Source organism: Sedimentitalea todarodis (assembly GCF_032595355.1).
In the GTDB taxonomy this organism is placed as follows: Bacteria; Pseudomonadota; Alphaproteobacteria; order Rhodobacterales; family Rhodobacteraceae; genus Sedimentitalea; species Sedimentitalea todarodis.
In genome coordinates this window covers 405,074-429,287 of record NZ_JASMWN010000002.1, presented here as the reverse complement: position 1 = coordinate 429,287, position 24,214 = coordinate 405,074, and the positions used below count along the sequence as shown (strand labels likewise).

The following is a 24,214-nucleotide window of genomic DNA, read 5'->3' as shown; positions in this document are numbered from 1 at the left end:
GACACAGCCCGGTGGCCTTGACCTCGACCAGTACCTCGCCGGCTCGCGGCCCTTCGAGATTAACCTCCATAACTTCCAGCGGCTTCCCAGCCTCCATCGCCACCGCAGCTCGCGTTCGCATCAATCATCCTCCGGCAAATCGGTTTCATCCAAAGCGTGATGCAACTTGAGAGCCAGTGCAAGCCCGATGCGGCCAGGCGCGTCCTTTGATTTCCGCATCGGCGTCAAACTTACGCCCCATTGGGCGGGTCTGCTGGGCGGGTATCAAGTTGGGTGGTGAATTATGGTTTGGTTGAGATTTAGAATTGGCGGTTTCGGGATGGCCTGTCTTGGAGCCGCTGCGATATTGGTTCTGGGGCGATCCGACGAATTTGTGGGCGCCTCACTCGGACCGATGCTGTTGGCGGTTGCGGTGGTCGGCTTGGGTCTGGGACGATCGGCGATGATCGGGACCACGTCGGCGGATACTCATCGCGAAACAGCCGAGAAGGACCTCGCCAACCGGACCACGACACAGAGTCCGCTGCCGTCGCGCGCACGTTTGCTTCCGCTGCTTCCAGGGTCTTCTGATGCGGATTGCCGCAGCTGGCTGGGTGGCCTTCCCAAGCTGACCAAGGGTGCGGCATGGCCGGTGATCGCAGGTCGACCGGCCCAGTTTCTGGCTCAGATCGATTGCACCGCGTTGCCGGACGCGCTTTGGCGGGGTGCCGGTCCGCGACGCGGTTCGATGGTGTTTTTTCGCGCGGTTTCGCACGAGGGCGGCGATCTGCCGGTTCGGGTTCTCCATGTCGAGGGGACGTTGACGCCGTGTTTGCCGCCGGTTGGGCAGGATTTGCGTCCTCGTTGGCCGCTGCTGGTGCAAACTGCTGAACCGGATGACCTGCCTGGCAATGGTGATGATCGCACCGAGCCGAATTGGAGCATCTTGCACGAGGTAGACCTGACCAGCCCGGGATACCAGCCCTTTGACTGGACCAGCGCCGAGATGCTGCTGGGGCGCATGGACACGCTGATCGTGGCCTGCTCCAAGCGATTTGGGACAACTGTCTGCGATGCAGAGCGCACCCACCTTCGGCGAACCTCGGAGGGACTCGCAGAATTGCAGGCGACACTCGAACAGGCCCGAACGGAAGGGCAGGCTTTCGATGAGGAAACCCGGAACACGCTGCAGCACGGGCTTTGTGCGCTGACTCTGCCGGATCGGCCTTCGGTTGACGGTGCATCCATTGCGCACCTGTTGCCACTGTCGCGGCATCGCTGCGCTGCGCAGGCCTATTTCGCGCCGTTTGAGCGTCATTGCCGTGAAATTTATGCGGAGAATCCTGAGTGTTTGCCAGCCGACCAGCGCGCCTTGTTCGAGCCGTTCTGGGCGCACAACGCGCGCCATGAAACCGGGTGTATCGGGTCGGATGGATTCCTGACGCCTGTTCAAACGGGCGAGGCGGAAGTGTTGCTGGAACTCCCGTCAAGCGAGCTGCTCGGCTGGATGTTCGGTGAAGGGCGCGCGCTGCGCATCTATGTGGACCCCGAGGATCTTGAGAAAGGCGTGCTGGACCGCGCCTGGGGAAGCGTTGCTGCCTGACTGACGGCGCGATTTGGCGAGTTCTCTTTGCGATCTGCCTGTGTCAGAGTTTTCCTGTCACGATTGGGAGATCACAATGCAAAAGCTGTTTCACTCTGGCATGTTCCGTGGGGCGTTGATCGCAACCATGTGTGCCGCAACCGCGGGGTTGGCGCAGTCTGAAGGCGAGGCGGCGCAAACGGGCTGCCTGACAGAGGAGCAATTGGCGCTGGTGGGCGAGGACGTGGATGCGGCACAGGCGATCTTGCCGGAACAGTCGCGCATCATCGCACCCGATTCCGCCGTCACGCAGGATTACCGGACTGATCGTGTGAATGTTAATCTGGATGAGGACGGAATCATCGTCCGCGTCTGGTGCGGTTAGGCGCGATCGTCTCCACGTTCAGCGCATGTCCTTGCGATAGGCGCGGTGACAGGCCAGACAGCTATGCACAAGGCGCGGTAGCGTCTTGCGCAGTCGTGGAAGTGAATTGCTATCCAGCCCACGGGCGGCCCGCTGCGCGGATTTGGCAAGCCCTTTGAAGTCGCCCCAGTTCGACCAGATGTCGGGCCGTGCGTTGGATAGTGGGTCAGCATGCGCTTTGCGGAACAGGGCGGGAATGCGGCCCGTGGTTGCGATCAACCTGCGCCGGGCATCCCGCGCGCGCGCGCGATCGAAGACGGCGCGCCCACCCATCATGTCGCCCAGTACCGTCAGCGCCGCATTGTTTGCATTCATTGCTGCCATGCGATTGCGCACACCGGAATCCGTCACCTGGCTGATCTGACCGGATTGTGCGAGCACGCCGGTTGTCAGCAGGAGCAGCATCAAGAATAGACCTGCCCCCCGCAAGCGATCTGGTGGTCCCATTCTGCGCCTCGTCCCTGTTCGCTGTTTCTGCCGCGTACAGTCTAGGGCGCAATGTATGAAGAAATGCCTCCCGACGCCGGTGCCTGAATTCAGAGTGCCGCCAGCCCGCCGCGCACGAAATCCGTCGCCAGATCGGCATAGTCCTCGCGACTCAGCCCCTTTCCCGGTCGGTTCCACATGTAGAACCAGTTGAGGATGCCAAAGACCGACATGGTGGCCGCGCGCAACCGGTCGCCGCGAAGTTTCGGGTTCTCGGCGGCAAGCGCATCGGACATGATGGTTATCAGTCGTCTTTGCAGATCAATCAGGGGCCTTCGCATTTCGGGCGGCAGGGTGGCAAGCGCGTCCAGTTGCAGTTTGTGCTCGGCATCCGCATCGGCATAGGCGGCCAGAATGGCATGGATCAGGCCGGGCAAGCCGTTGCTTCGGGCGACTTGGACACTATCGGACAGTTCGGACAGATGCGCCTGCAGGATGTCAAACAGCAGGTCCTCCTTGCTATTGTAATAGTGATAGATCAGCGCCTTGGAGACCCCACACTCCCGCGCCGCGCCGGTCATTGACGCGCGGTCATAGCCGTTTTCGGCAAAGTATCGCGCCGCACCCTGTCGCAATGCGCCGCGCTTCTTGTCGTGATCTTTGGCTATTCCGCGCGGCATCAGGCCTTCTCTAGCAAGAGGGCGATGCCCTGTCCGACTCCGATGCACATGGTGCAGATTGCACGGGCCAGATCATTGTCGGCCATGGTGATCGAGGCGGTCAGAGCCAGCCGGGTGCCGGACATGCCCAGCGGGTGACCAAGGGCAATGGCGCCGCCATGCGGGTTCACATGGGCCGCATCATCTGGCAGGCCCAGACGCCGGGTCACGGCGAGGCCCTGAGCGGCAAAGGCTTCGTTCAATTCGATCGTGTCGATCGCGCCGATTTTCAGCGCGTGCTGTTCCAACAACTTCTCGGTGGCCGGTGCCGGTCCGATACCCATGATCCGGGGCGGGACACCGACGGTTGCCATTCCGGAAATTCGGGCGCGGGGAGTCAGGCCGTATTTCGCGACCGCCGACTCGGACGCAACGAGCACCGCCGCAGCGCCATCATTCACACCCGAAGCGTTGCCCGCCGTGACCGATCCACCTGTGCGAAACGGGGTCGGCAAGCCGGCAAGCTTTTCCAGTGTGGTTTGGCGGGGGTGCTCGTCGGTATCGACGATTTTCGCATCGCCCTTGCGTTGCGGGATGCTGATGGGCGTGATCTCACGCGCCAGCCGTCCGCTGGCAATCGCGGCTGCCGCGCGATCTTGCGAGCGCAGGGCAAAGGCATCCTGTGCCCCGCGTTCGATATTGAAATCCGAGGCGACGTTCTCGGCGGTTTCGGGCATGGAATCGGTGCCGAAATGCCTGTGTATTTCACGGTTCACAAAGCGCCAGCCGATGGTGGTGTCATAGATTTCTGCCTTGCGCGAGAATGCAGCATCGGCCTTGGGCATGACAAAGGGCGCGCGGCTCATGCTTTCAACACCGCAGGCGATGACCACATCGGCCTCGCCACACCTCACCATCCGCGCGGCAGAGCCAACGGCATCCAGCCCCGACCCACAGAGCCGATTGATCGTGCCACCGGGCACCGTATCGGGCAATCCGGCCAGCAGGGCCGCCATGCGGGCGACATTGCGGTTGTCTTCACCGGCCTGGTTGGCGCAACCGGCAAGCACCTCGTCGACCTCGATCCCGTCATGCGGCGCGACAATCTCACGCAGCACATGGGCAAGCATATCGTCGGGCCGGATGCCGGACAGCGCACCGCCAAAGCGGCCGATGGGCGTACGCAGCCCGTTGCAAAGAAACGCGTGGGTCATGGTGTCTCCTCAAAGTTCTGGCCCTTGATGGTCCGGGACAAACCACGGAACAGGGCGACCTTGCGGCCATCCGCGCCGGTCACGGACACATCATAGACGCCCGAACGCCCGGTGCGGGCGGATTCGATTGCGTCGGCGGTCAGCCGTTCACCGGGTTGCCCCGGTGCCAGGTAGGTGATGGAATTTTCCTGGGCCACCGTCACCTGATTGTAGCTGTTGCAGGCAAAGGCGAAGGCGCTGTCGGCGAGGGTAAAGATATACCCGCCGTGACAGATCTGATGGCCGTTCAGATGGTGATCCTGTACCGTGAACGACATGGTGGCCGTGCCGGGGCCGATAGAGTCCAGCGACATGCCAAGCCATTGCGAGGCGGCATCGCTGGCCCACATCGCTGCGGCGCTGCGTTCGGCGCGTTCCTGTGGCGTCATTCTTGCCTCCTCCGTGGGTAACGACACCGTGCATAAGGCTGACCGTGCGGTCAACAGTGCTGATTTCCGCCCCCAAGCCCGCGCATCGTATTCGGGCATCAAGGGGGAACGGCAATTCTGAGATCGGCAAGTCATGGTATTGGTATCCGGGGCGAAACGGGCATGAAATCGCGGGTGAATCCCATTGCCCTGCCTGCCGCGGTACGGCTGAAGTTGATCCACCACTGAATACACCCGAACAGCGATGGCGCAGACACAGGCCGCACCGCTGCCAAAAGCGACACAGCCCGCCGCGAAACACTTTGGTGGCACGCAAAGGGCTTGATTTGCAAAGCGAACAGGGCAAGGCTGACGCTATGACCATCCAGCCGCCCAGCACGTTTCCACAAGGACCGATACCGGTTCAGGTGGCGTTTGACCGGCGTGAGCTTGGCGTGATCATGTCCGTTTACGGTCGGATGGTGGCGGCCGGAGAGTGGCGCGACTACGGGATCTCCTGCCTTGCCGATCTTGCGGTGTTTTCCGTGTTCCGGCGCACCGCCGAATATCCGCTTTATCGCATCGAAAAGCGGCCCAAGCTGCGTCACCGGCAGGGTGTGTATTCGGTTGTCGGCATGGACGGTCAGGTTCTGAAACGCGGGTCCGACCTGAAAACCGTGCTACGGCCTCTGGAGCGGAAATTGATCCGTGTGGTCGAATAAAGCCAGATATTACAGTCGTTTATGCGCGATCACCGGGCCCTGGCCCTGTCTTTCGATCCGATCGATGGCGGCCTTGATAGGTTCGTATACCACGGACATATGAGTTCCGTTGGCGTGGATCAGCCTGTCTGCATCCACCACCATCGCGACGTGACCCCGCCAGTACAGCAGGTCGCCGCGTTTGCAGGTGCCATCCTGCGCCGCCTCGCGCCCGAGGGCCGATTGCTGCTGATCGGTGTCACCGGGGCAATCCTGTCCACACGCGAGGAGCGCGGCCTGCACGAGGCCGGAACAATCGATTCCCGCACGGCTGTTGCCGCCCCAAAGGTAAGGTGTGCCCAGAAACAATTCTGCAACCGTGACCGGATCGTCCATCGTGTCGCCAAGCGGACGCAGATGCGTGCGCGGGATGAACCCAGAAGGGGTTTCGGCAAGTCGATCGGTTTCGTCCAAAACACAAACAAGGCTGCCAAAGCTCAGCAGATGGAGGTCGGGCGACTTGATGTTTGCGTCCTGGTACAGGTGACAGGCCGGGGCGCTGACCCAATGGGTGACAGGCTCGGGTGGACGCAGGGCGGCGCTGTCCACATATCCGACGTAGCCATCCTTTTGGGCCTGCACAAAGCTCGTTCCGGCGCGGTCCTCGTAGAGGTCCACGCGTTCGCCCCAAAGCAACTGGCGCTCGCGCGCGCGATCGGGTGTGTGCAGCAGATCGACAACAGGGCGCGCCACCTGACATGGCGTGCCGGCAACACGGGACAGGCCGGCAGCCACGCCGGTCAGATGTGCCGCAGCGACCCGGTCGTTGGCCGGTGTGAGGCGCGGATCACTCACAGCTTCAGCAGGCTCGGCAATGCGTCAAACACCGCCCGAGCGCCCGTGCCGACACCGCCGCGCGGACGCGCCGGGGCATTGGCCGATTGCCAGGCGAAGATGTCTAAATGCACATAACGGGCGTTGGATACGAACCGTCGCAAGAAGAGCGCCGCCGTGATCGACCCCGCGAACCCGCCTGAAGGCGCATTGTCGAGATCGGCGTTCGCCGGCTCGATCTTGGCTTCATAGCCTTCGTGAAACGGCAGGCGCCAGACGGGGTCATCGACGCGTGCGCCCGCGTCAGAGAGCGCCTGCGCATCATCATCGTCATCGGTAAAGAACGGCACAATGTCGGACCCCACTGCAATCCGCGCGGCCCCGGTCAAGGTAGCCATCGACAGGATGAGATCGGGCTTGTCTTCGGAGGCCAGCGCCAAAGCATCCGCCAGAACCAGGCGCCCCTCGGCATCGGTGTTGTTGTTTTCGACAGTGAGCCCCTTGCGCGAGTTGAGGATATCACCAGGGCGGAACGAGGCGCTCGAAACCGAGTTTTCGACTGCCGGAATCAGAACCCTCAATTGCACCGGCAGGTTCATCGCCATGATCATCCGGGCGATGCCCAACACATGCGCGGCCCCGCCCATGTCCTTTTTCATCAGGCTCATGCCGGTGCTTGATTTCATGTTCAGCCCGCCGGTGTCAAAGCACACACCTTTTCCCACCAGTGTCAGTTTCGGACCGTGTTGCCCCCACCGCATGTCGATCAGGCGCGGCGGCGTGGCAGATGCGCGCCCGACGGTGTGGATCAGCGGAAAGTTCTGCGCAAGCAGGTCGTCGCCGACAATCGTGCAAATTTCTGCACCCTGTGTCTCGGCCAGCGCGGTGGCGGCGGCGGCGAGATCTTCGGGGCTCATGTCCGACGTTGGCGTGTTGACCAGATCGCGAATCATGGTTTCCGCCTCGGCCATGATCGTGACCTTTGCGGTGTCCACTCCGTCTGGCGGAACCAGCGATACGGTCTTGTCGGATTTCTGCTTGTAGCGATCAAACCTGTACCCTGACAGCACCCACCCGAGGCACTCGGATTCGGCCATTTCCTCGGGCAGACCCGAGGCGATGCGATAGGTTCCGGTGGGTAATTTTGTCGCGGCCGAGGCCAGCGGAAAGTGCGTGCGGGCGCGTTTGGACGCGGTGCCATACCCGGCCAGTGCAATGACATGCCGGTCGCCATTGGCCGGAACCAACAGCGTCTGGCCAAGATTTCCGGCAAAGTCGTTCTGCCGCACCCATTCGACGACAACCGCGTCCTGTGCAGCGAGCCAATCGTCCAGAGATTGGGCGTCTATGACATGCAGGTCGATCGCGTCTTGGGCGTCCTCGGCAAAGGTATGGGGCATCTGGCACTCTTCGGTCATGAAACTGCGCGCCAGCCTAGCCACACAGCGCCGCTCCGCAAGCCCTGTCAGAGCGAAAGATCGCGCAGGTTCCACACGGCAGTCAGCGAGCGGTCGCCAAGGCGGATAAGCCGGAAAAGTGTTGCCGCGCGGGCCACATCATCGCCATTGTCGATTGTTGCCGTCACATCGGCCGCCACCTGCGCGATTTCGCACATGCCAATCTGTTCGGAAATCGCGATCAGCGATCGCGCATTCTTGCGCAGTTCGGCAATGTGATCCTGCCGCCAACAGCGCTCGCAATGCGCCAGACGCACGGCAAGTTCCTCGATCGCGCGGCAGACGACATCCTCCGCGCCGGATTCGCCCAATTGCACATACAGCGCATTCAGACGGTCGCGATCCAGCCGGACGGATTCGACCGGATTCATAGTTGCAATCCTGTTCACTTTCTTCACCCCAAAGTTTTCGTGCCCCCACGGCACGGCCACATTCGCGGACACAGGTTTGCAAAAGGTTTCGACGACAGGTGAAGAATGGCTCGAAATTGGCTAGAATTCCGGGTAACTAATTGGCAGAACACGGCATCACATTGCTCAGGAATCAGGAACGAGGACAGACTAATGGAACTTTCTAAACCCTTGCCCGGCTATCTCGTCCAGCGTTATCACGGCTGGAAAGCCACATCCTATGCGGAGAACCGCAGCTGGTACCGTAAACTTGCCACAGAAGGTCAGCGCCCACGGGCCATGGTCATTTCCTGTTGCGACAGCCGGGTTCACGTCACATCGATCTTTGGTGCGGATCAAGGCGAATTCTTTATCCACCGCAATATTGCCAATCTCGTCCCGCCCTTCGAGCCCGATGGCGATCACCACGGCACCAGTGCCACGGTTGAATACGCGGTCACGGCGTTGAAGGTGGTCCACCTGATCGTGCTTGGCCATTCACAATGTGGTGGCGTCGCCGGATGTATCGATATGTGTCAGGGCAAAGCGCCTCAGATGGAAGCTAAGGAGAGCTTTGTCGGTCGCTGGATGGATATACTCAAGCCCAAATACGATCTGGTTGCGGATATCGCCGACCCTGCAGAACAAGCGGGGCAGTTAGAGAAGCAAGCCGTGATTACATCGCTGGAAAACCTGATGACCTTCCCGTTCGTTGCCGATGCCGTTGCTGCGGGTACGCTCAGCATGCACGGTCTGTGGACCGATATCGGCCAGGGCGGGTTGGAATGTTATGAGTCCAAGAGCGGGGAATTCGTGCAGGTCTAACGTGAGATTGTGCGCTCGATCAGGTCAATTACCTGATCTGGCGTTTCAATCGTGGAAGAGTGCCCTGCACCCCTGAATACATCCAACTCCGATCCGTCGATCGCAGCGTGCATGCGTTCGGATTTCTCGATGACGGTCGCCACGTCCTCGTCCCCGACGCCGATTCCAACCGGAATGTCGATCTGGCCCAAGAGATCCGTGCATCCATCACGCTCGATCACCCCGATGACGGCGCGGGTGATCCCGATACGATTGTTGCCGGCGATCGCCTTTGCCCATTTCTTTCGTTCGTTGGCACGAGAGGCATCGTTCAGGAAAGTCTGTCCGAACATGATCGGCATGACGCGTCCAATGACAGCCCATAGCCCGATCCACCGGGCCACGATGTTCAGCATCCGGTAGCGCGGCCCGTTTTCTTCCGGTTCAGGGTCGGCGGAAGTATCCAGCAGCGTCAGCGTCCTGAGCAGGTCGGGGCTGCGCGCGGCCAATCGGAGGCCGACGAACCCCCCCATGCTCAGCCCGACGAAATGGCAGGGCGCAAGCCCCAGATGTTTGATCAGCGCCGCCGCATCTTCCGTCAGCGTGTCGATATCATAACCGTCCGGGGTTACTCCGCTGCGGCCCTGCCCCCTGTGGTCGAACGTGATGCAGCGATAGCGGTCGCGAAAATGCGCGACCTGTGCCTCAAACATCTCTCCGCTCATCAGCAGCCCGTGCGAAAACAGGATGTGCTCTCCATCGCCGCCGGTGTCGGTGTAGTGCATATGTGCGCCGTTCAGATCGACATGTGGCATTGAGTTCCCCAGCTATGAACCGGGCATAGCATATCACATTTGCATAGGCTCTAGCATTGGGGGCGACCAGGGCCGCCCCAAGCCATCAGCCCTTTTTCAACGCCCGCGTACCGAGCGTCTCGGCGATCTGAACCGCGTTCAGCGCCGCTCCCTTGCGCAGGTTGTCAGACACGCACCAAAGGTTCAGACCGTTGTCGATGGTGCTGTCCTGGCGAATGCGGCTGATGAAGGTGGCATAGTCGCCAACGCATTCCACCGGCGAGACATAGCCGCCGTCTTCGCGCTTGTCGATCACCATGATTCCGGGGGCCTCGCGCAGGATTTCGCGGGCCTCGTCCTCGTCGAGATGGTCCTCGAACTCGATGTTCACCGCCTCGGAGTGGCCAACAAAAACCGGCACCCGGACACAGGTCGCGGTGACCTTGATCGACGGATCGACGATCTTTTTGGTTTCGGCGACCATCTTCCATTCTTCCTTGGTCGACCCGTCTTCCATGAACACGTCGATATGCGGGATCACGTTAAAGGCGATCTGCTTGGTGAACTTGCGCGCGGGTTTGTCATCGACCGGGTTATAGATGCTCTTGGTCTGGTCCCACAGTTCGTCGATGCCTTCTTTGCCGGCACCCGACACGGATTGATAGGTGCTGACCACGACCCGCTTGATCCGCGCACGATCATGCAGGGGTTTGAGGGCCACAACCATCTGTGCGGTGGAACAGTTGGGGTTGGCGATGATGTTCTTCTTGGAATAGCCCATGATCGCGTCGGCATTCACCTCGGGCACGATCAGCGGCACATCGGGGTCATACCGATAGAGCGAGCTGTTATCGATCACCACGCAACCTGCGGCGGCAGCCTTGGGCGCATAGATCTTGGTCGCGTCTGACCCCACGGCGAACAGGGCCATGTCCCAGCCGGTAAAGTCGAACGTGTCCAGATCCTTTGTTTTCAGGGTCTTGTCGCCAAAGCTCACTTCGCTTCCCATCGACTTGCGGCTTGCCAGCGCGACAATCTCATCAACCGGGAACTGGCGCTCGGCCAGGATGTTCAGCATTTCACGGCCCACATTGCCTGTGGCGCCGACGACGACGATACGATAACCCATCTTGTTTCTCCAGAATTTGCGCCGACACACAAGCCCGCTGCGGCCTCATAACGGCAAAGCGAACCGGGGAAAAGGGGGGCCGGTCAGTCCATGCTGTCGCGGCTGAACAGATAGGCAAGCGTGCCAACAAGCAACATCAGGCCGAAAAAACCGAAGATGGCCACATAGGCCTGTGTCGCGCTATCCGGCGCCATCTGTTCATGAATGCGGCCCGATGCGAATTGGGCAAGCCCGGCTCCGCCGATGCCGAAGAGATTCATCAACGTGACACCTCGCCCGACGAGATGCGGCGGAAAGAAACTGCGCCCGTGAGCGATGATCACCGGAAAGGATCCACCCAGAAAACCGATCAGCGCGATCAGGGCAACCGACAGCACGACGTTTGTGTCGATCACGGCCACCAGCAGCCCGAGTGCCATCGCGGCACCAAAGTTACCGCAGAATACCACCCATTTACGCGTGTTCAGCAGGCGGTCCATCGGGCCATAGCTCAGCGTGCCCGCAATCATCGCGACCCCCATGACAAGGGTTGCCTGGCCCACCTGCACGGTGCCAAGCCCGAAGACATCACTCAGATAGGGCCCGATCCACAATCCGCGCAGCGCGGCGGCGGGTGCATAGTTGACCAGCATCATCGGCAGGATCGCCCACATCACGGGCAGTTTCAGCAATTCAAGCACTGATCCTTTCACGCCGCCGGATATCGCGGCCGGGTCGCGAACCAGTACGTAAATGCCTGCGGCGACGGCAACGGAGATGGCCGACAGCCCGGCCAGTGACCCGCGCCAGCCGATCAACTCGACCGCCAGTGCCATCGGATAGGAGGCAACCAGATTGCCGATCGATCCCACCCCGAGCATGAGGGCCGCCAAAATGGCAAACCGCGCAGGTGGGTATTCGCGCGCGAAAATATAGTAAGAGGCCATCAGCACCGGAGAGCAGCCCACCCCGATCAGCAGCATCGCGATCTTGATATGGAACGGCGAACTCGCCAGCGCAAACAGCGCGGCACCGCCACCGCCACCGAGAAACAGCAAGCTGGCTGCCGTCCGTCGCGGACCGATCCGGTCGAGCGCCCATCCTACCGGCAGCTGCATTGCCGCGAACGTGAGAAACCACAGGCCCGAGGCCGCCGCCAGATCGTCGGCTGCCGCACCGGTGTCGCGGGCCAGCACAGAGGTCAGGACCGCAAGAAAGGCGCGAAAAAACTGGCTCAGCACATATGCGAGACATAGGACAATCAAACCGGCTTGCATGTCATTCCCCATCCCAGTTCAGCGCTTGGGTGACATGCGCGTGAACCATGTGCAACCGCCATAGACATGCGGCCGGTCATACCCACATATTGGGCATCTACAAGGGCGAGCGACTACAGGATGAGTAAGAACACCGGATTTTACGAGGAACTGCCGCGCATTGCGCGGTTTGAAGCACTCACCGACCCTGCCAGCTATACGCCCATTCCAGATGACTGGATGATCGCGACGGCGGACATCGTCGGCTCGACAGAGCTGATCACCGACGGTAAATACAAACTGGTCAACATGATCGGCGCGGCGGTGATCTCGGCGCATATCAATGCCAGTGGTGGGCAGGCCTTTCCCTATGTCTTTGGTGGTGATGGTGCCACGCTCGCGGTGGACCCGGCGCGCAGGGCCGAGTCGGCGCGCATATTGGGTGTGCTGAAGCGGTGGGCGGATGAGGAATTCGGCGTTTCCCTGCGCATCGCACAAGTGTCGGTTGCCGATGTGCGCGCCGCCGGGTTCGATGTCTCGGTCGCCCGCTATCAGGCGTCCGGCGAGATCGACTATGCAATGTTCAGCGGCGGTGGCGTGTCCTGGGCCGAGGCAAAGATGAAGGCTGGCGAGAACGCCCTGCCGGCGGCGCCTGCTGGCGCTGTTCCGGATCTGGAAGGCCTGTCTTGCCGCTGGAGCAATGCAGCCGCCAAAAACGGCAGCATTCTCTCGGTCGTGGTAAGGCCCGTGCCCGGTCGTTCGGGTGCGGAATTCGACAGGGTGACGCATGAGATCGTGCAACTGGCCCAGCGGCTGAGCCGAAGCGGGCACCCGCTGCCACCGGAGGGTCCCGGCCTGCAGTTTCCGCCTCCGGGGTTGAACCTTGAAGCTCATGTGTCGCGGGGCAAGGCCTCGCTCTTTCGGCGCAGGCTGGAACTGGTGGTCGGGAACCTGATCGCCTGGGTCTTTTTCAAGGCGGGACTAAAGACCGGAGACTTTGAGCCGGCGCATTACAAGGCGATGGTCAGCACAAATGCCGATTTCCGCAAATTTGATGACGGGCTGAAAATGACCTTGGACTGTGATGCCGAGACCCAACGGCAGATCAGGGCCGTTCTGGAAACCGCCCAGGCGGACGGCATCCTGCGATTTGGCCTTGTTGAACAGGATGCGGCAATGATCACCTGTTTTGTGCCATCCATTCATCAGGACGACCATATCCACCTGGTCGACGGCGCGTCGGGTGGATACGCCAGGGCCGCCGCACAGATGAAATCTAAGACGGGTTGATCCAGCGTTTCGCGGTCGCTTGCGCCGCTTTGGACAGGGTGATGACATCGATTGCCACGGCGACGAACCGGGCTCCGGCGGCCACATAGCTTTCGGCCACCTCGTCAGAGAGCGACAGGATGCCGGGCACCTTGCCTGCGGCGGCGATCCGGCCCAGCGTGTCAACGATGGCGCCGTGAACCTCGGGGTGTCCGGGATTGCCGCGATGGCCCATATCCGCGGCCAGATCGGCGGGGCCGATAAAGACGCAATCAACGCCGCCCACCGCAAGTATGTCGTCCAGCGCCGCCAGTCCCGCGCGGCTCTCGACCTGCAGGATCAGGGCGATCTGGTCATCGGCGGTGTGCAGATAATCCTCGATGGTCGAGAACCTCGAAGACCGGGTGCTGGTGGCTCCGACGCCACGCATCCCTGTGGGCGGATAGGTGCAGGCACGCACCATCTGCGCGGCCTGTTCACCGCTTTCCACCATCGGCACCAGGATCGATTGTGCGCCAACATCCAGCACCTGCTTGATGATCCACGGCTCGCCCACGGGGACGCGCACGATTGCCGGAGAAGGACTGCTTTGCAACGCCATAAGCTGATCCCGGATCGAGCGTATGTCGTTGGGCGCATGTTCGCTGTCGATCACCAGCCAGTCAAACCCGGCAGTGCCCATCACTTCGGTCGACGCGGCCTCGGCAAAGCTGAGCCAGCAGCCGAATGTGGTGTCCCCGGCCTGAAAGCGTTGTTTGAGTGTGTTTGTTGGTGCGGGCATGGGAAGTCCTCTAGTCGAATGTGATCCGGACCGGCCCGAACGGGCCGAAATCGGCATGAATGTCAGACCCCGGCGGGGCTTCGAGCGGGCGGATGAATGACCCGGACAGAACGATATCTCCGGCGTCGATGGATTGTCCATGTTCGGCGAGCCGTCGGGCCAGCCACAGGACGGATGTGACCGGATCGTTCAGCACGCCAGCCCCCAGCCCGGTTTCCTCGACCACCTCATCGCGGCTAACTATGGCCCCGACCCATCGCAGGTCATGGGCATCGACCGCGTGTTGTTCGGCCCCAAGAACGATCCCCGCGTTCGCGGCATTGTCGGATATCGTATCGGTGATAACGCGCGGCTGACCGGTTTCCGGATCGGCGCGCAGCACGCGGGTATCAAGGATTTCGAGGGCCGGCGAAACATGGCCGGTTGCCGCGATCACATCCGCGCGCGTGCATTTCGTGCCATCAAGCGGGGCCGTCATGACAAAGGCGATTTCCGCCTCGATCCGAGGCTGAATGAACCGACCCTTGGCCACCTGATCGCCGGTTTGAAACAGCATATCGTCCAGCAGGACGCCGCTGTCGGGCGTTGTAATGTTCAGCGCCTGCTGCATGGCGCGGCTCGTCAGGCCGATTTTCCAGCCAATCTTGTGCCGCCCTTCGGCATATTTCGCGGCGATCAGCGCCGCCTGCACGGCGTAGGCATCATCGAGCGTCATGCCCGGAAAACGCAACGACAACAGACCGATCTGTTCGCCCGTCCGATCGGCGATTGACAGGTCATTGGCGGCTTGGGTGATCTCTTGGGGTGTCATTCTGTGTCCTGGACCATGATCATATCAGAAAGTGCGGCGGGGCCGGTTGCGCACCGGTGCTGACACCACAACAGAGCGCGCACTCTGAATTGTCGCGTGCCGGTTTCATTTCAGCACCGCAGCGATTTCGGTGATCACGTCATAGGCCATCATCACATCCTCTTCGGTTGTCTCGAATTGCCCAGCCTGAAACCGGATCACCAGATCACCATCAACCCGTGTCTGTGTCAGGTAAATGCGCCCGTCATCGTTGATCGTATTGACCAGCCGCAGGTTCAGATCATCGGGATCAACCGTGCCGCCGGGGACATAGCGAAAGGTAAAAAGCGACCACATGGGCGGCGTCACGATTTCAAAACCCGGCGTCGCCGCCAGCTGGTCATGCAGTGCAACTGACCAGGCAATATGGTTGCGCAAGCGGTTCCGCAGCCCCTCCAGCCCATAGGCGCGCAGCAAGAACCAGATCTTGAGCGCGCGGAACCGGCGGCCCAGCGGCACCGACCATTCGGAGTAATTGATGATACCATCATGGCCGTGGGTTTTCAGGTATTCGGGTTGAATAGCCAGCGTTCGCACGAGGTCTTGGGGAGTGCGCAGGAAGTGAGCCGAGCAGTCGAATTGCACGCCAAGCCATTTGTGCGGGTTGAACACGATGCTGTCGGCGCGTTCGATACCCGGCCAATAATGTCGAAATTCGGGACAAATCATCGCCGACCCGGCCCAGGCCGCATCCACATGGGTAAAGAGCCCATGGCGCGCCGCGACGTCCAGACAAGCATCTACCGGGTCGGTCGCGCCGGTGCCGGTGCCGCCGACACAGAGGATCACGCCTGCCGGGGTCAGCCCGGCGGCCTTGTCGGCTCGGATGGCGGCGTCGAGCGCCTCCGGGTCCATGCCGCGCCAATCCCCCTTGATGGGGATGCGTACGAGATTGTCTTGCCCGATTCCGGAAACCCAGATGGCGCGATCGACCGAGGTATGGACTTCGTCCGAGCAATAGACCCTGAGCTGTGCACGCCCGGTCAGCCCGGCGGAGTTGCCGGTCCAGTTCAGCGCCTTTTCTCTCATGGTCAGAACGGCAGCCAGTGTTGCTGAGCTCGCGCTGTCCTGAATGACACCGGCAAAACCATCGGGCAGATCGAGTGACTGGCGCAGCCAATCCATCATCCGGGTTTCCAATTCGGTCGCAGCGGGTGAGGTTTGCCAGAGCATGCACTGAGGCGCGATGGCGCTGACCAGAAATTCCGCCAGAACCGATGGGGCGGCGGCATTGGAGTTGAAATAGGCAAAGAAGCGGGGATGCTGCCAATGGGTGATCCCCGGCATCACGATGTCTTCGAAATCGCGGAATACCTCTTCCATGTCTTCCGGGGTGTTCGGTGGAGCAGCGGGCAGGGCGTTCAGGATGTCTCCGGGCCGGGTTTGCGCCCTGACCGGGCGATCGCCCACGGTGAGGTGATAGTCCTGCGCCCAATCCGAAACGCGGCGGCCCCATGATCCGAATTCATCCCAGTTCATAACGTGGAAATCGGCTTGAGTGCACCAGTCAGGCAAAAGCCCGCGTCGCGCGTGTTGAGTTGACGGGGGTCCAGCGGTCGAGACCTGCTGGCGCAGGACATTGGAAACGTGTTTGAGGCAGGGAAGGGCATGAATGAGTCCTGTTTGCGGTTGGCGGGGCGTCTGATCCGGGGCGATGCCTGATGGGGATCGGGCATTCTCGCCGGTGTTCTGCACTTATTGCCCGTTGCGAGACACTTGGCGGCGGCAATATTGGGGCGCGGCTTGGTCATGTGGAAAGGCCCGAAGCAAGGTGATCGCGAATTGTGCCGTACTTGGGCGAGAGATCAGGATCGATGTCACGCATCTCGAACGACAGGGCGACGGAATGCTGAGCGAAGACCGGAGCAAGGAACGTCTTGGCAGCATCAAACAGGATCTGCGTGGCTGCCTTGCGCGAGGCCAGATCGCGGCCTCCACGCAGGCGCACCGAAATGTCGATATAGCCATGTTCGATCGCGCCATCCGCAATCGAGACGTGATCTGCGCGGAACGCTCGAACGCGTATTCCGGGCATCGGAAGGATGCCCGTTTCGATTGCAGCCCGCCGCAGGACATCGCAAAAGGATGCGATGTCCACGCGGTCTTCCATGTTTGCCGAATAGTCGACCGTCAGATGGGGCATCGATATCCCTCTCGCATTTAGTTAACATGTCAAATAATATTGCTTGAATGTCAAGCACCTTGCTCGTGTAGTCTTGGATTGCGCTAGGCAGCATTGAAAGGCAGAACAGCTAGATGACACCTCAATACACCAAGACCTCGCGATCTCTCCCCATTGCCTTGCTGCGCGCTCGTGAACGGGTCATGGGCCCAATTCGCGACATGTTGTCTGGCGTCGGAATTACCGAGCAACAATGGCGCGTGCTTCGGGTTCTGGAAGAGGACGGCCCGATGGAGCCGACGCGGATTGCCGAACTCGCCTGTTTGCTGCTGCCCAGCCTGACCCGGATCTTGCAGAAACTCGACGAAAAACAACTGATAACGCGCAGGCAGGACAGTGAAGACAAGCGCAAGCAGGTCGTGCAGATTTCCAAGGCAGGCGCCGCGCTGATCGCGGCCCACCTCCCGGCGAGTCTCGCGGTACTGGAGCAGACAAGGGCGCAAATCGGTGCCGAACGCTACGAAGCACTGTTGGATTTGCTGAATGAACTCGAAGCGGCACAGGCAGGCAGCGAGCCGGACTGATACGCACGATTAGCCCGCTGTGCACCCTGGCGCTTGCCCTATGTCAGCGCGAAAGATCGAAATTTCGCCCGATGCCAAAGAAAAGGGCGGTCGCGTCGGCTTCTCCGATGTCATTGTCCTGAAGCGTTCTGAAGGCGACTCCGGTGTTGAAACTCCAGTTCTCGTTCAGTTCGCGATTGTAGGCAACCACGAGGCCGGCGCGCTCGGTGGCGTCTTCACCGACGGCTGCTTCGGTATAGGACATCGAAAGGTCTACAGACAGGCTTGAAACCTGGTTAATCTCGTGGCTGTAGCCGGCCACGAGCAGATTTGTCAGGCGGTCTTCGTCGCTGCTGTCTGTGTAGACGGCGCGGTCCAGAATCAACGTGAACCTGCTGGACGGGAGATTGTAGACCCAGTTGAGCCCGCCTATCACTTGCGGATCGGATTGGTCGAGTTGTGTCACGCCGATATTGCCCGACAGGCTGCCACTCGGAAGTTCCAGCGAACGGGCCATCAGCAGGGTTCCGCGCTGGCCATCCTGATTCTGATAGACGTCAAAGCCGACATTGAATGTCCCGTTCGGCATTGCGGTGTCATAATCTATGCCGCCGACCGGGCCTTCGGCTCTCGTCGTCGAACGCACACCGGTGATCGGATCCGTCAGGGTGCTGTCGACGGTGGAGAAGCCGGCACTGAACGTCAGCGTCGAAATGCTCGATAGTTCACGGATGAAGCCGGCCTGAACCGCGCGGGTTTCGCGATCCGTGTCCGCCGAGTCGGCGCTGGAATATTTCAGATAGGAAAGATCGACGGTCGCGGTGGTCACAGGGTTGAAACGGAACAGGCCGGTGAGGCCAAGACTTGTGTTGTCGTAGTCGTCCAGATCCGCATCCGTGGTATCGATATAGTTGGTGCCGCTGGTGCGCGCCCGGAGCCGCAAACCGAACGGATCATTCAGACCCGTTTCGAGGAAAGCACCAACATTGTAGGCACGCCGTTCACCAGATCCCCGAATGTCGGAAAAATCGGCAGGTGGCGTCACGATGCCATCCGAATCCAGAAATGTCCAAAGCGGTTGGTCCAGCGAAATGTCGGTCTGCTGATAATCCGCGTCAAAAGAGAAGAGGGCATTGGCCCCCTCGCGATTATAGCGAAACGCGATCAGCGGATCGACGAAACCGGTCTTCATGGTGTTTCCGGTGGCAATATTGCCAAACCGCAGGCCGGCACCGACGGCAAGTGATAATTGCTGCGTCGCCGTTTCTCTTTGCAGCCCGTAGGTGAGGCGGGTGGTGGAAAGCGATGTGCGCCCTTCGCTCGGGCTTTCGAGGCCAAGGTTGTCGCCAGCAATGAAATTCTGTTCGACCCTGATCCGCTGGCGAATGCTTCCATATTCCTCTTCGTCCTGCGCATAGGCAGGAGGAACAGCCGTAGCTGTCAGGCCAACAATCGCGGCACTTCGGATCAGACACTTGCTCAACACTGCCCCCTTGAACGGGTTTCTTATTCGAACAACCGACGTTGCGGCACGATTATGACGTCACCCTCTCTCAGAACCGGGGTGTTCAAACTGGATTTGCCATCCATGATGGCTTTTACGTTGAAAGTATAGACCTGCATCCGCCCATCCGAGCCGGCGCGACGCAGTTGCAGGCGCTTGGTTGCGCCAAATCGGGTCACCCCACCGCCCTGTGCCAGCGCCTGCAGGAAGGTGGTTCCGCGTTCAACTTCAAGAGTGCCGGGGGTCGCAACTTCACCGAGCATATAGATCGTAAAGGTGCGAGGTGTCGCCGGTTCACGCGTGGCAACGCTGGATAGAGACACATACACGGTCGGATCGGAAGCAAAGTTGGGTCGCAGCCTCGCCACCAGGTCTGCACGCACATCGTCGACATTGCGACCGCTGACCGGCACCGTCCCAACAAGCGGCACAGAGACTCGCCCGTCGGGCAGGACAATGCTCTCTCCGTTGAGGCTGGAGTCTTCAAGAACCTCGATCCGCAAGACGTCGCCGGCCTTGATCTTGTAGGAACTCTGTGCTTGCGCCTGTGAAGCCGCAAGTGGCAGGACCAGTAGAGATACAATAAGTGCTATGAACCGTTGCATGTCAGGCTTTCTCTGATAGGTGCGTCCGCGTCGCCCCAAAGGGAATTTTAGGCGCATTTTCCTGTGTTCCAAAGCAGTTTTCAAGCCCGGTAGGTGTTGTTTTGAACTGAAGTGTCGTTCGTGCCGATCCTGCAACAGGTTACGGTCCGAGGGACGTGTAGAAACGGACCCATACGCCGGGGAGCTGATGGACATATGGGTGCTCTCTTTCTGATTGCATGTATTGTGGAGCGCAATTATAGGTAGAGTATTCCAATACTACAGATATTGGGACTCATACTGGGAAGAGCCGTGATACTAAGTTTCGTCATTCTGGGATCTATGGGGGGTGCGGTTGGCGCCTTGGCAACCCTGTTGTTTGATGGTTCGCTGGCGCTTGCGGCGGTGAATTACTCTCTCACAGGATCATTTACTGCTCTGATTGCGTCATTGATTTTCGTGATCGCCTCGGGCGCACGGCGCCACCAGGGTGATCGTGCTTTGGTCAAGCAGATCTATTGAATTGAATGACGGTCTGCCGAGTTGACCGGACTGGTCTGACGACATGATCACCCGTTCGCGAGGCGCCTGCGTTCGCAAGTGACATGGATCGGTCGCCGGGCAAAGGGCGTCACCAGCCGAGCTCCATCGGCACTGTGTCGCGGTTTGGCCGGCCAATGGTTGATGACCCGCGGCTCTCGAGTCCGTAGCCCAGTTCTTGTGCAGTTCCAGAAAATAAAAAAAACGCCCCCGGCCATACCGCGAAAACCTCCGATCTAATGCGTTCTGCGTATCACTTGGATCATCTGCCGCAACCCAACGCATTGAAATCTATCATTTCAGGCGGCGTTGGGTGCGTCAGGCTTAACGCGGAACGTAATAGACAAAGATACTAGCCAAAGCGTCTGCACTTTGCTTCAGACCTCAGCGTACGACAAATTCAGCATGTAGCGCCCCCGCAGCTTTCAAACTCTTCAGAATGTCGATCATATCGCGCGGTGAGACTCCCAGTGCGTTCAAGCCGGCTACCACTTCAGAGAGTGAGGTACCCTCCGGGACCTCAGCAAGAGCGATCCCCTCGTCATCGTCAATGGCCGCACCGGTGCGTGGCACCACGACAGTCGCGCCTTCTGCAAACGGGTTGGGTTGCTCGACAGCAGGCGTTTCTTCTATGCGCAAAGTGAGATTCCCCTGTGAAACGGCGACCCGCGACAGCCGTACGTCACTGCCCATTACAATGGTTCCAGAGCGTTGATCAACCACCACACGCGCCTTCAATTGTGGTTCGACAAGAATGTTCTCGATCCGGCCTATCGCGTGGGCGGTGGACGACATGCGCGTCGCGGCAATGTCGAGTTCAACCGTCCCCGAATCACGCATGACCGCAACTGTCCGCCGAAACTCTCGGTTGATGGCATTTTCGATGCGCCCGGCTGTGGTGAAATCAGGCTCTCGGAGTGCCAGCCGCATGCTTGCAAGCGACGAGAGCTCAAAGTCGATCTCGCGTTCGACGCGCGCGCCGGATGGTATGACACCGGCAGTCGGGACGCCCTGCGTTACCGATGCGGCCTCTCCTTCGGCCACGATCCCGCCTGCCAGGATTGTGCCTTGAGCCACGGCATAGATCTGTCCGTCGGCGGCGTTGAGCGGAGTCATGATAAGGGTCCCGCCGAGAAGGCTGTCAGAATCGCCGATGGCAGAAACCATCACATCGATCTGCCCGCCGACCCGCGCAAACGGCGGCAAGCTGGCGGTCACGATAACCGCGGCCACGTTCTTGGGGCGAAGTTGTTCGCCGGTCACATTGACGCCAAGGCGTTCAAGAATGTTGGACATGATTTCTTCGGTAAAGGGCGAGTTTCGCAAACCGTCGCCGGTGCCGTTCAACCCCACCACCAGACCATATCCGACGAGATCGTTGCCACGAACCCCGTCGAATTCAACCAGATCCTTCAGTCTGATTGTGTTGGCCTGGGCTGTGACTGGCAACAACAGGCATAGGAGGAGAAGTCGAAGCATCATCATGAGAGGAAGTTCAGCAGCGACAGATTGGCGGAACGCACCGTCACGGTGTAAAGGCTCTCAAGCTGGAATTGTGCCTCTTCCAGCCGGGTTGCAGTTTCAAACGGGTCGGCCTCAAGGAGAGCAGCTCTGGAGTATTCCAGGCTGGTTCGGGCGGCGGAATTGCGCGCCGAAATCTCCTCTATCCGTGCCTCGGCAAATCCGAGATCTGCGCGAACCCCTGTCAAGCTATCCTGATTGGCCAGCATGCCCTCGCTTGCCGTACGAAACAGGTTGTCCTGTGTCGCCCGATCAAATCCCAGATCGGGATCACCAGCCAGAGCCGCAAGCGCCATATCGCGAAGCGTATCACGAAACACCGGATCTTGCGCGGTAAGCGCCAATGACACTTCTTCTCCTTCACCAATCTGAATGGGCGCAAGGAGATCATCGGAGCCCTGATACATGGCTGTTTCAAAGCCAGCCGGATCCGCAAACCAGGTATCCACGGCCATTTCGACGTCACCTGCGGTGGTCAGGCCGGTGACCAACGCCCGGAGTTCTCCCATGAGTGTGTCTGCGGTTCCGAGCGGTTGGCGGTCGGTCGCCGTCCCGCCAAACAGGCTTCGACCCCCGGCTGATGCGTTAAGGGCGGATATGGCGGATGCGATATCTGCCTCGGCGCGTACTGCCAGATGCTCGCGCAAGGCATCGGTGCTGGTCGCATCAAAGGTGATCAGTGAACTGCTGAGCGATGCCGAAAGATCATGGAGGCGCTCAAGACTGGTCTGGGCCGACCCTGAAAACATGGCAGCCTCACTTGCCGACACCGCGAATCCATCGAGCCTTGCAAGATTGCGATCAATATCCGTGAGATAGGAATAGTCGCCGCCCAGCCGACCCGACACGTCGGATACCTGACCTGAACTCAGTTCCTGTGACAATGTCGATATGTTTTGACTAAGCTGCACGCTCCGCTGCCGAAGCATGATTGAATTCGCGAGATCACCAATGGATGTCATGTTCATTTGTCAAAGCCTCAGAAGCGTTTCCATCATTTCGTCGATCGTCTGGATCATCCGCGCATTGGCGGCATAGGCCCGCTCGACGATCATCAACTGCTGCAGTTCGGCGTCTGTATCGACACCCTGCGCTGCCTCGATCCGGGCCATTTCGGTTTGATTGACCGATGCAAAGGCTAGGATGCCCGCCGCTCTATCGCTGTTAACTGCCACGCGGGACGTCAAATCCGACGCAATGTCGGCGGCGCTGGCAAGCCCGGTCCCAAAGACGGACGATCCGGTGGCGCGCCCGTCCTGTAGTATGGCCGAGAACGCCTTCAACTGGCGGGCGTCGCCGCTCTCTCCGGGATCGGCAGCGCCAAGTCCCGCGCGCAGACGCCAGCTCTCGCCTACTTCGGTCGGGTCAACCAGTGTGTTCAGGCTAAGCCTATTGGCGAGCCCGATTTCATTTGCGGGGTCAAACACCACGCCAGCATCGGTGAACAGGCCCGGCTCGCCCGCAGGCGTCGTAGGATCAAGCGTGGTTGTTTCGAATCGTTCGATCAGGTCGCGGGCCATCGCATCAAGATCAGTCTGCGCCGATACGGCAACGTCATCCCTGATCTCAAAATTCGCGGCGAGGGTTCCGCCGGCAATGGCGCGTTCGGTGACAGGTATGCCGTTGACCGTGAGCCCTGACAGCCCGCCACCAGACAGTGTCATTTCGGGAACCGTGTCGCTGGCCGGCGAAAATCCAAGTTCGGCGGAAGGCCCATCGATCAGGATCGCACCGCCATCCGTATAGAGCGCAATCTGGCCATAATTCCGTTCGACAACATTGATCGGAACGATCGTGTTGATCTGGTCTACGAGCGACTGGCGCTGATCCTGCAAGGCAGATACATCGCCGCCCGATGACAGGGTCGACGTGATCCGAGCGTTGAGCTTTTGCACATTGCCCAGGGTCTGGTTGAGCTGTTCGACCTGAGCTCCGATGGTTGCGTCTGCTTGGGACCGCATGTTTCGCAACCCTTCGGCGGCGACGTTGATCGCGCCAGCCAAGTCCTTTGCGGCATAAGCAACCGTATCCAGCCGCTGCGTTGAATCGGGGTTGCTGGCGGCGGTGATCAGGCTGCTTTCGAATTTGGCGAGCCGCATGCCGAGAGAACTCGTGTCCGTTCCGTCTCCGACCAGCGTTTCGAAGCGGACATGGAAATCGGACAGAACCTGTGCATTGCCACGCTCGGCATCCGCGCTGCGGCGGTCCGAAAGGATGACCGGATCGCTATGGCGATGAACACCCACAACCCTGACTCCCGGGCCGGTTTCTGCAGCCGATGAGAGCTCCAGAGACCGGCGTGCATATCCGGGCGTCATGACATTTGCGAGGTTGTCCGAGACGATGCCCGATGCACGGCTTGCGGCGTTCAGGCCGGACAGCGCACTGTTCAGCGCCGATGAAATACTCATGTCTGCGGCTCCTGTTCTTGCGCTTCAGTCGCGCC

26 protein-coding genes and 1 pseudogene are annotated in these 24,214 nt (G+C 60.2%); 7 read left to right on the top strand and 20 right to left on the bottom strand.

What is annotated here, in order from left to right; all coding sequences use genetic code 11:
- Positions 1 to 121: pseudogene (locus QO231_RS04855) on the bottom strand (S-(hydroxymethyl)glutathione dehydrogenase); the annotation flags it as partial.
- A 198-nt stretch (positions 122 to 319) separates the two neighbouring features.
- On the opposite strand from QO231_RS04855, the gene QO231_RS04850 reads away from it, so the two are divergent.
- Together QO231_RS04850 and QO231_RS04845 are read left to right on the top strand one after the other, a co-directional pair.
- Positions 320 to 1,582 (top strand): DUF1963 domain-containing protein, encoded by a 1,263-nt coding sequence (locus QO231_RS04850; RefSeq protein WP_316773841.1) that lies wholly within the window; start codon positions 320 to 322, stop codon positions 1,580 to 1,582.
- Positions 1,583 to 1,658: 76 nt separating this feature from the next.
- Complete coding sequence (locus QO231_RS04845) at positions 1,659 to 1,946, top strand: I78 family peptidase inhibitor (RefSeq protein WP_316773839.1); 288 nt, start codon at positions 1,659 to 1,661, stop codon at positions 1,944 to 1,946.
- Positions 1,947 to 1,964: 18 nt separating this feature from the next.
- On the opposite strand, the gene QO231_RS04840 is transcribed toward QO231_RS04845, so the two are convergent.
- From QO231_RS04840 to paaI, 4 genes are all read right to left on the bottom strand, one after another.
- Positions 1,965 to 2,432, bottom strand: coding sequence for a c-type cytochrome (locus tag QO231_RS04840; protein WP_316773838.1), 468 nt, complete (start codon positions 2,430 to 2,432; stop codon positions 1,965 to 1,967).
- An 89-nt stretch (positions 2,433 to 2,521) separates the two neighbouring features.
- The gene (locus QO231_RS04835; protein ID WP_316773836.1) at positions 2,522 to 3,091 is read right to left on the bottom strand and encodes a TetR/AcrR family transcriptional regulator; all 570 of its coding nucleotides are present in this window, start codon (positions 3,089 to 3,091) and stop codon (positions 2,522 to 2,524) included.
- The gene (gene pcaF / locus QO231_RS04830) at positions 3,091 to 4,284 is read right to left on the bottom strand and encodes a 3-oxoadipyl-CoA thiolase (RefSeq protein WP_316773834.1); all 1,194 of its coding nucleotides are present in this window, start codon (positions 4,282 to 4,284) and stop codon (positions 3,091 to 3,093) included. Before pcaF ends, QO231_RS04835 begins: the two co-directional genes overlap by 1 nt.
- Positions 4,281 to 4,712, bottom strand: a complete 432-nt coding sequence (paaI, locus tag QO231_RS04825) for a hydroxyphenylacetyl-CoA thioesterase PaaI (protein ID WP_316773832.1) — start codon at positions 4,710 to 4,712, stop codon at positions 4,281 to 4,283. The genes pcaF and paaI overlap by 4 nt, the downstream gene beginning before the upstream one ends.
- A 356-nt stretch (positions 4,713 to 5,068) precedes the next feature.
- Here paaI and QO231_RS04820 point away from each other — a divergent pair, with 356 nt between their 5' ends.
- On the top strand, positions 5,069 to 5,413 hold the full coding sequence (locus QO231_RS04820) for a DUF2794 domain-containing protein (RefSeq protein WP_316773831.1): 345 nt from the start codon (positions 5,069 to 5,071) through the stop codon (positions 5,411 to 5,413).
- A 9-nt stretch (positions 5,414 to 5,422) separates the two neighbouring features.
- Here the strand turns inward: QO231_RS04820 and QO231_RS04815 are convergent, their stop codons facing one another.
- From QO231_RS04815 to QO231_RS04805, 3 genes are all read right to left on the bottom strand, one after another.
- Entirely contained in the window at positions 5,423 to 6,247 is an 825-nt protein-coding gene (locus tag QO231_RS04815) for a C40 family peptidase (RefSeq protein ID WP_316773829.1), read from the bottom strand.
- On the bottom strand, positions 6,244 to 7,626 hold the full coding sequence (locus tag QO231_RS04810; protein ID WP_316773827.1) for a leucyl aminopeptidase family protein: 1,383 nt from the start codon (positions 7,624 to 7,626) through the stop codon (positions 6,244 to 6,246). Before QO231_RS04810 ends, QO231_RS04815 begins: the two co-directional genes overlap by 4 nt.
- 65 nt (positions 7,627 to 7,691) lie before the next feature.
- Positions 7,692 to 8,054, bottom strand: a complete 363-nt coding sequence (locus QO231_RS04805; RefSeq protein ID WP_316773825.1) for a hypothetical protein — start codon at positions 8,052 to 8,054, stop codon at positions 7,692 to 7,694.
- Between the two features lie 192 nt (positions 8,055 to 8,246).
- On the opposite strand from QO231_RS04805, the gene QO231_RS04800 reads away from it, so the two are divergent.
- Positions 8,247 to 8,897, top strand: a complete 651-nt coding sequence (locus tag QO231_RS04800; protein ID WP_316773823.1) for a carbonic anhydrase — start codon at positions 8,247 to 8,249, stop codon at positions 8,895 to 8,897.
- Here QO231_RS04800 and QO231_RS04795 read toward each other — a convergent pair.
- The 3 genes from QO231_RS04795 to QO231_RS04785 all read right to left on the bottom strand — a co-directional run bounded on the left by QO231_RS04795 (position 8,894) and on the right by QO231_RS04785 (position 12,055).
- Complete coding sequence (locus QO231_RS04795) at positions 8,894 to 9,691, bottom strand: alpha/beta fold hydrolase (RefSeq protein WP_316773821.1); 798 nt, start codon at positions 9,689 to 9,691, stop codon at positions 8,894 to 8,896. The two genes, QO231_RS04800 and QO231_RS04795, sit on opposite strands and share 4 nt — an antisense overlap.
- Before the next feature lie 85 nt (positions 9,692 to 9,776).
- On the bottom strand, positions 9,777 to 10,799 hold the full coding sequence (locus tag QO231_RS04790) for an aspartate-semialdehyde dehydrogenase (RefSeq protein ID WP_316773819.1): 1,023 nt from the start codon (positions 10,797 to 10,799) through the stop codon (positions 9,777 to 9,779).
- A gap of 83 nt (positions 10,800 to 10,882) precedes the next feature.
- On the bottom strand, positions 10,883 to 12,055 hold the full coding sequence (locus QO231_RS04785) for an MFS transporter (RefSeq protein ID WP_316773817.1): 1,173 nt from the start codon (positions 12,053 to 12,055) through the stop codon (positions 10,883 to 10,885).
- Positions 12,056 to 12,175: 120 nt separating this feature from the next.
- On the opposite strand from QO231_RS04785, the gene QO231_RS04780 reads away from it, so the two are divergent.
- Positions 12,176 to 13,324 carry a DUF3095 domain-containing protein gene (locus QO231_RS04780; RefSeq protein WP_316773814.1) on the top strand — a complete coding sequence of 383 codons (1,149 nt, stop codon included), beginning with the start codon at positions 12,176 to 12,178 and terminating at the stop codon, positions 13,322 to 13,324.
- Here QO231_RS04780 and QO231_RS04775 read toward each other — a convergent pair.
- The 4 genes from QO231_RS04775 to QO231_RS04760 all read right to left on the bottom strand — a co-directional run bounded on the left by QO231_RS04775 (position 13,311) and on the right by QO231_RS04760 (position 17,077).
- Positions 13,311 to 14,084 (bottom strand): HpcH/HpaI aldolase family protein, encoded by a 774-nt coding sequence (locus QO231_RS04775; RefSeq protein WP_316773812.1) that lies wholly within the window; start codon positions 14,082 to 14,084, stop codon positions 13,311 to 13,313. The genes QO231_RS04780 and QO231_RS04775 overlap by 14 nt on opposite strands.
- A 10-nt stretch (positions 14,085 to 14,094) precedes the next feature.
- Positions 14,095 to 14,895, bottom strand: coding sequence for a 2-oxo-hept-4-ene-1,7-dioate hydratase (hpaH, locus tag QO231_RS04770; protein WP_316773810.1), 801 nt, complete (start codon positions 14,893 to 14,895; stop codon positions 14,095 to 14,097).
- Between the two features lie 105 nt (positions 14,896 to 15,000).
- Positions 15,001 to 16,413, bottom strand: coding sequence for a pyridoxal phosphate-dependent decarboxylase family protein (locus tag QO231_RS04765; RefSeq protein WP_316773809.1), 1,413 nt, complete (start codon positions 16,411 to 16,413; stop codon positions 15,001 to 15,003).
- 268 nt (positions 16,414 to 16,681) lie between these two features.
- Positions 16,682 to 17,077 (bottom strand): 5-carboxymethyl-2-hydroxymuconate isomerase, encoded by a 396-nt coding sequence (locus QO231_RS04760; protein ID WP_316773808.1) that lies wholly within the window; start codon positions 17,075 to 17,077, stop codon positions 16,682 to 16,684.
- 113 nt (positions 17,078 to 17,190) lie between these two features.
- Here QO231_RS04760 and hpaR point away from each other — a divergent pair, with 113 nt between their 5' ends.
- Complete coding sequence (gene hpaR / locus QO231_RS04755) at positions 17,191 to 17,640, top strand: homoprotocatechuate degradation operon regulator HpaR (RefSeq protein WP_316773806.1); 450 nt, start codon at positions 17,191 to 17,193, stop codon at positions 17,638 to 17,640.
- A gap of 43 nt (positions 17,641 to 17,683) precedes the next feature.
- Here the strand turns inward: hpaR and QO231_RS04750 are convergent, their stop codons facing one another.
- Positions 17,684 to 19,102, bottom strand: a complete 1,419-nt coding sequence (locus tag QO231_RS04750) for a hypothetical protein (RefSeq protein WP_316773805.1) — start codon at positions 19,100 to 19,102, stop codon at positions 17,684 to 17,686.
- A gap of 23 nt (positions 19,103 to 19,125) precedes the next feature.
- Entirely contained in the window at positions 19,126 to 19,785 is a 660-nt protein-coding gene (locus tag QO231_RS04745; protein ID WP_316773803.1) for a polysaccharide biosynthesis/export family protein, read from the bottom strand.
- Between the two features lie 285 nt (positions 19,786 to 20,070).
- On the opposite strand from QO231_RS04745, the gene QO231_RS04740 reads away from it, so the two are divergent.
- On the top strand, positions 20,071 to 20,229 hold the full coding sequence (locus QO231_RS04740) for a hypothetical protein (RefSeq protein ID WP_316773801.1): 159 nt from the start codon (positions 20,071 to 20,073) through the stop codon (positions 20,227 to 20,229).
- A 402-nt stretch (positions 20,230 to 20,631) separates the two neighbouring features.
- On the opposite strand, the gene QO231_RS04735 is transcribed toward QO231_RS04740, so the two are convergent.
- From QO231_RS04735 to flgK, 3 genes are read right to left on the bottom strand one after another with little or no spacing between them, the layout of a single operon-like run.
- Positions 20,632 to 21,732, bottom strand: coding sequence for a flagellar basal body P-ring protein FlgI (locus QO231_RS04735; RefSeq protein WP_394356567.1), 1,101 nt, complete (start codon positions 21,730 to 21,732; stop codon positions 20,632 to 20,634).
- On the bottom strand, positions 21,729 to 22,736 hold the full coding sequence (locus QO231_RS04730; RefSeq protein WP_316773799.1) for a flagellin: 1,008 nt from the start codon (positions 22,734 to 22,736) through the stop codon (positions 21,729 to 21,731). The genes QO231_RS04735 and QO231_RS04730 overlap by 4 nt, the downstream gene beginning before the upstream one ends.
- Positions 22,737 to 22,739: 3 nt before the next feature.
- Positions 22,740 to 24,179 carry a flagellar hook-associated protein FlgK gene (flgK, locus tag QO231_RS04725; protein WP_316773797.1) on the bottom strand — a complete coding sequence of 480 codons (1,440 nt, stop codon included), beginning with the start codon at positions 24,177 to 24,179 and terminating at the stop codon, positions 22,740 to 22,742.
- Positions 24,180 to 24,214: the final 35 nt, after the last annotated feature.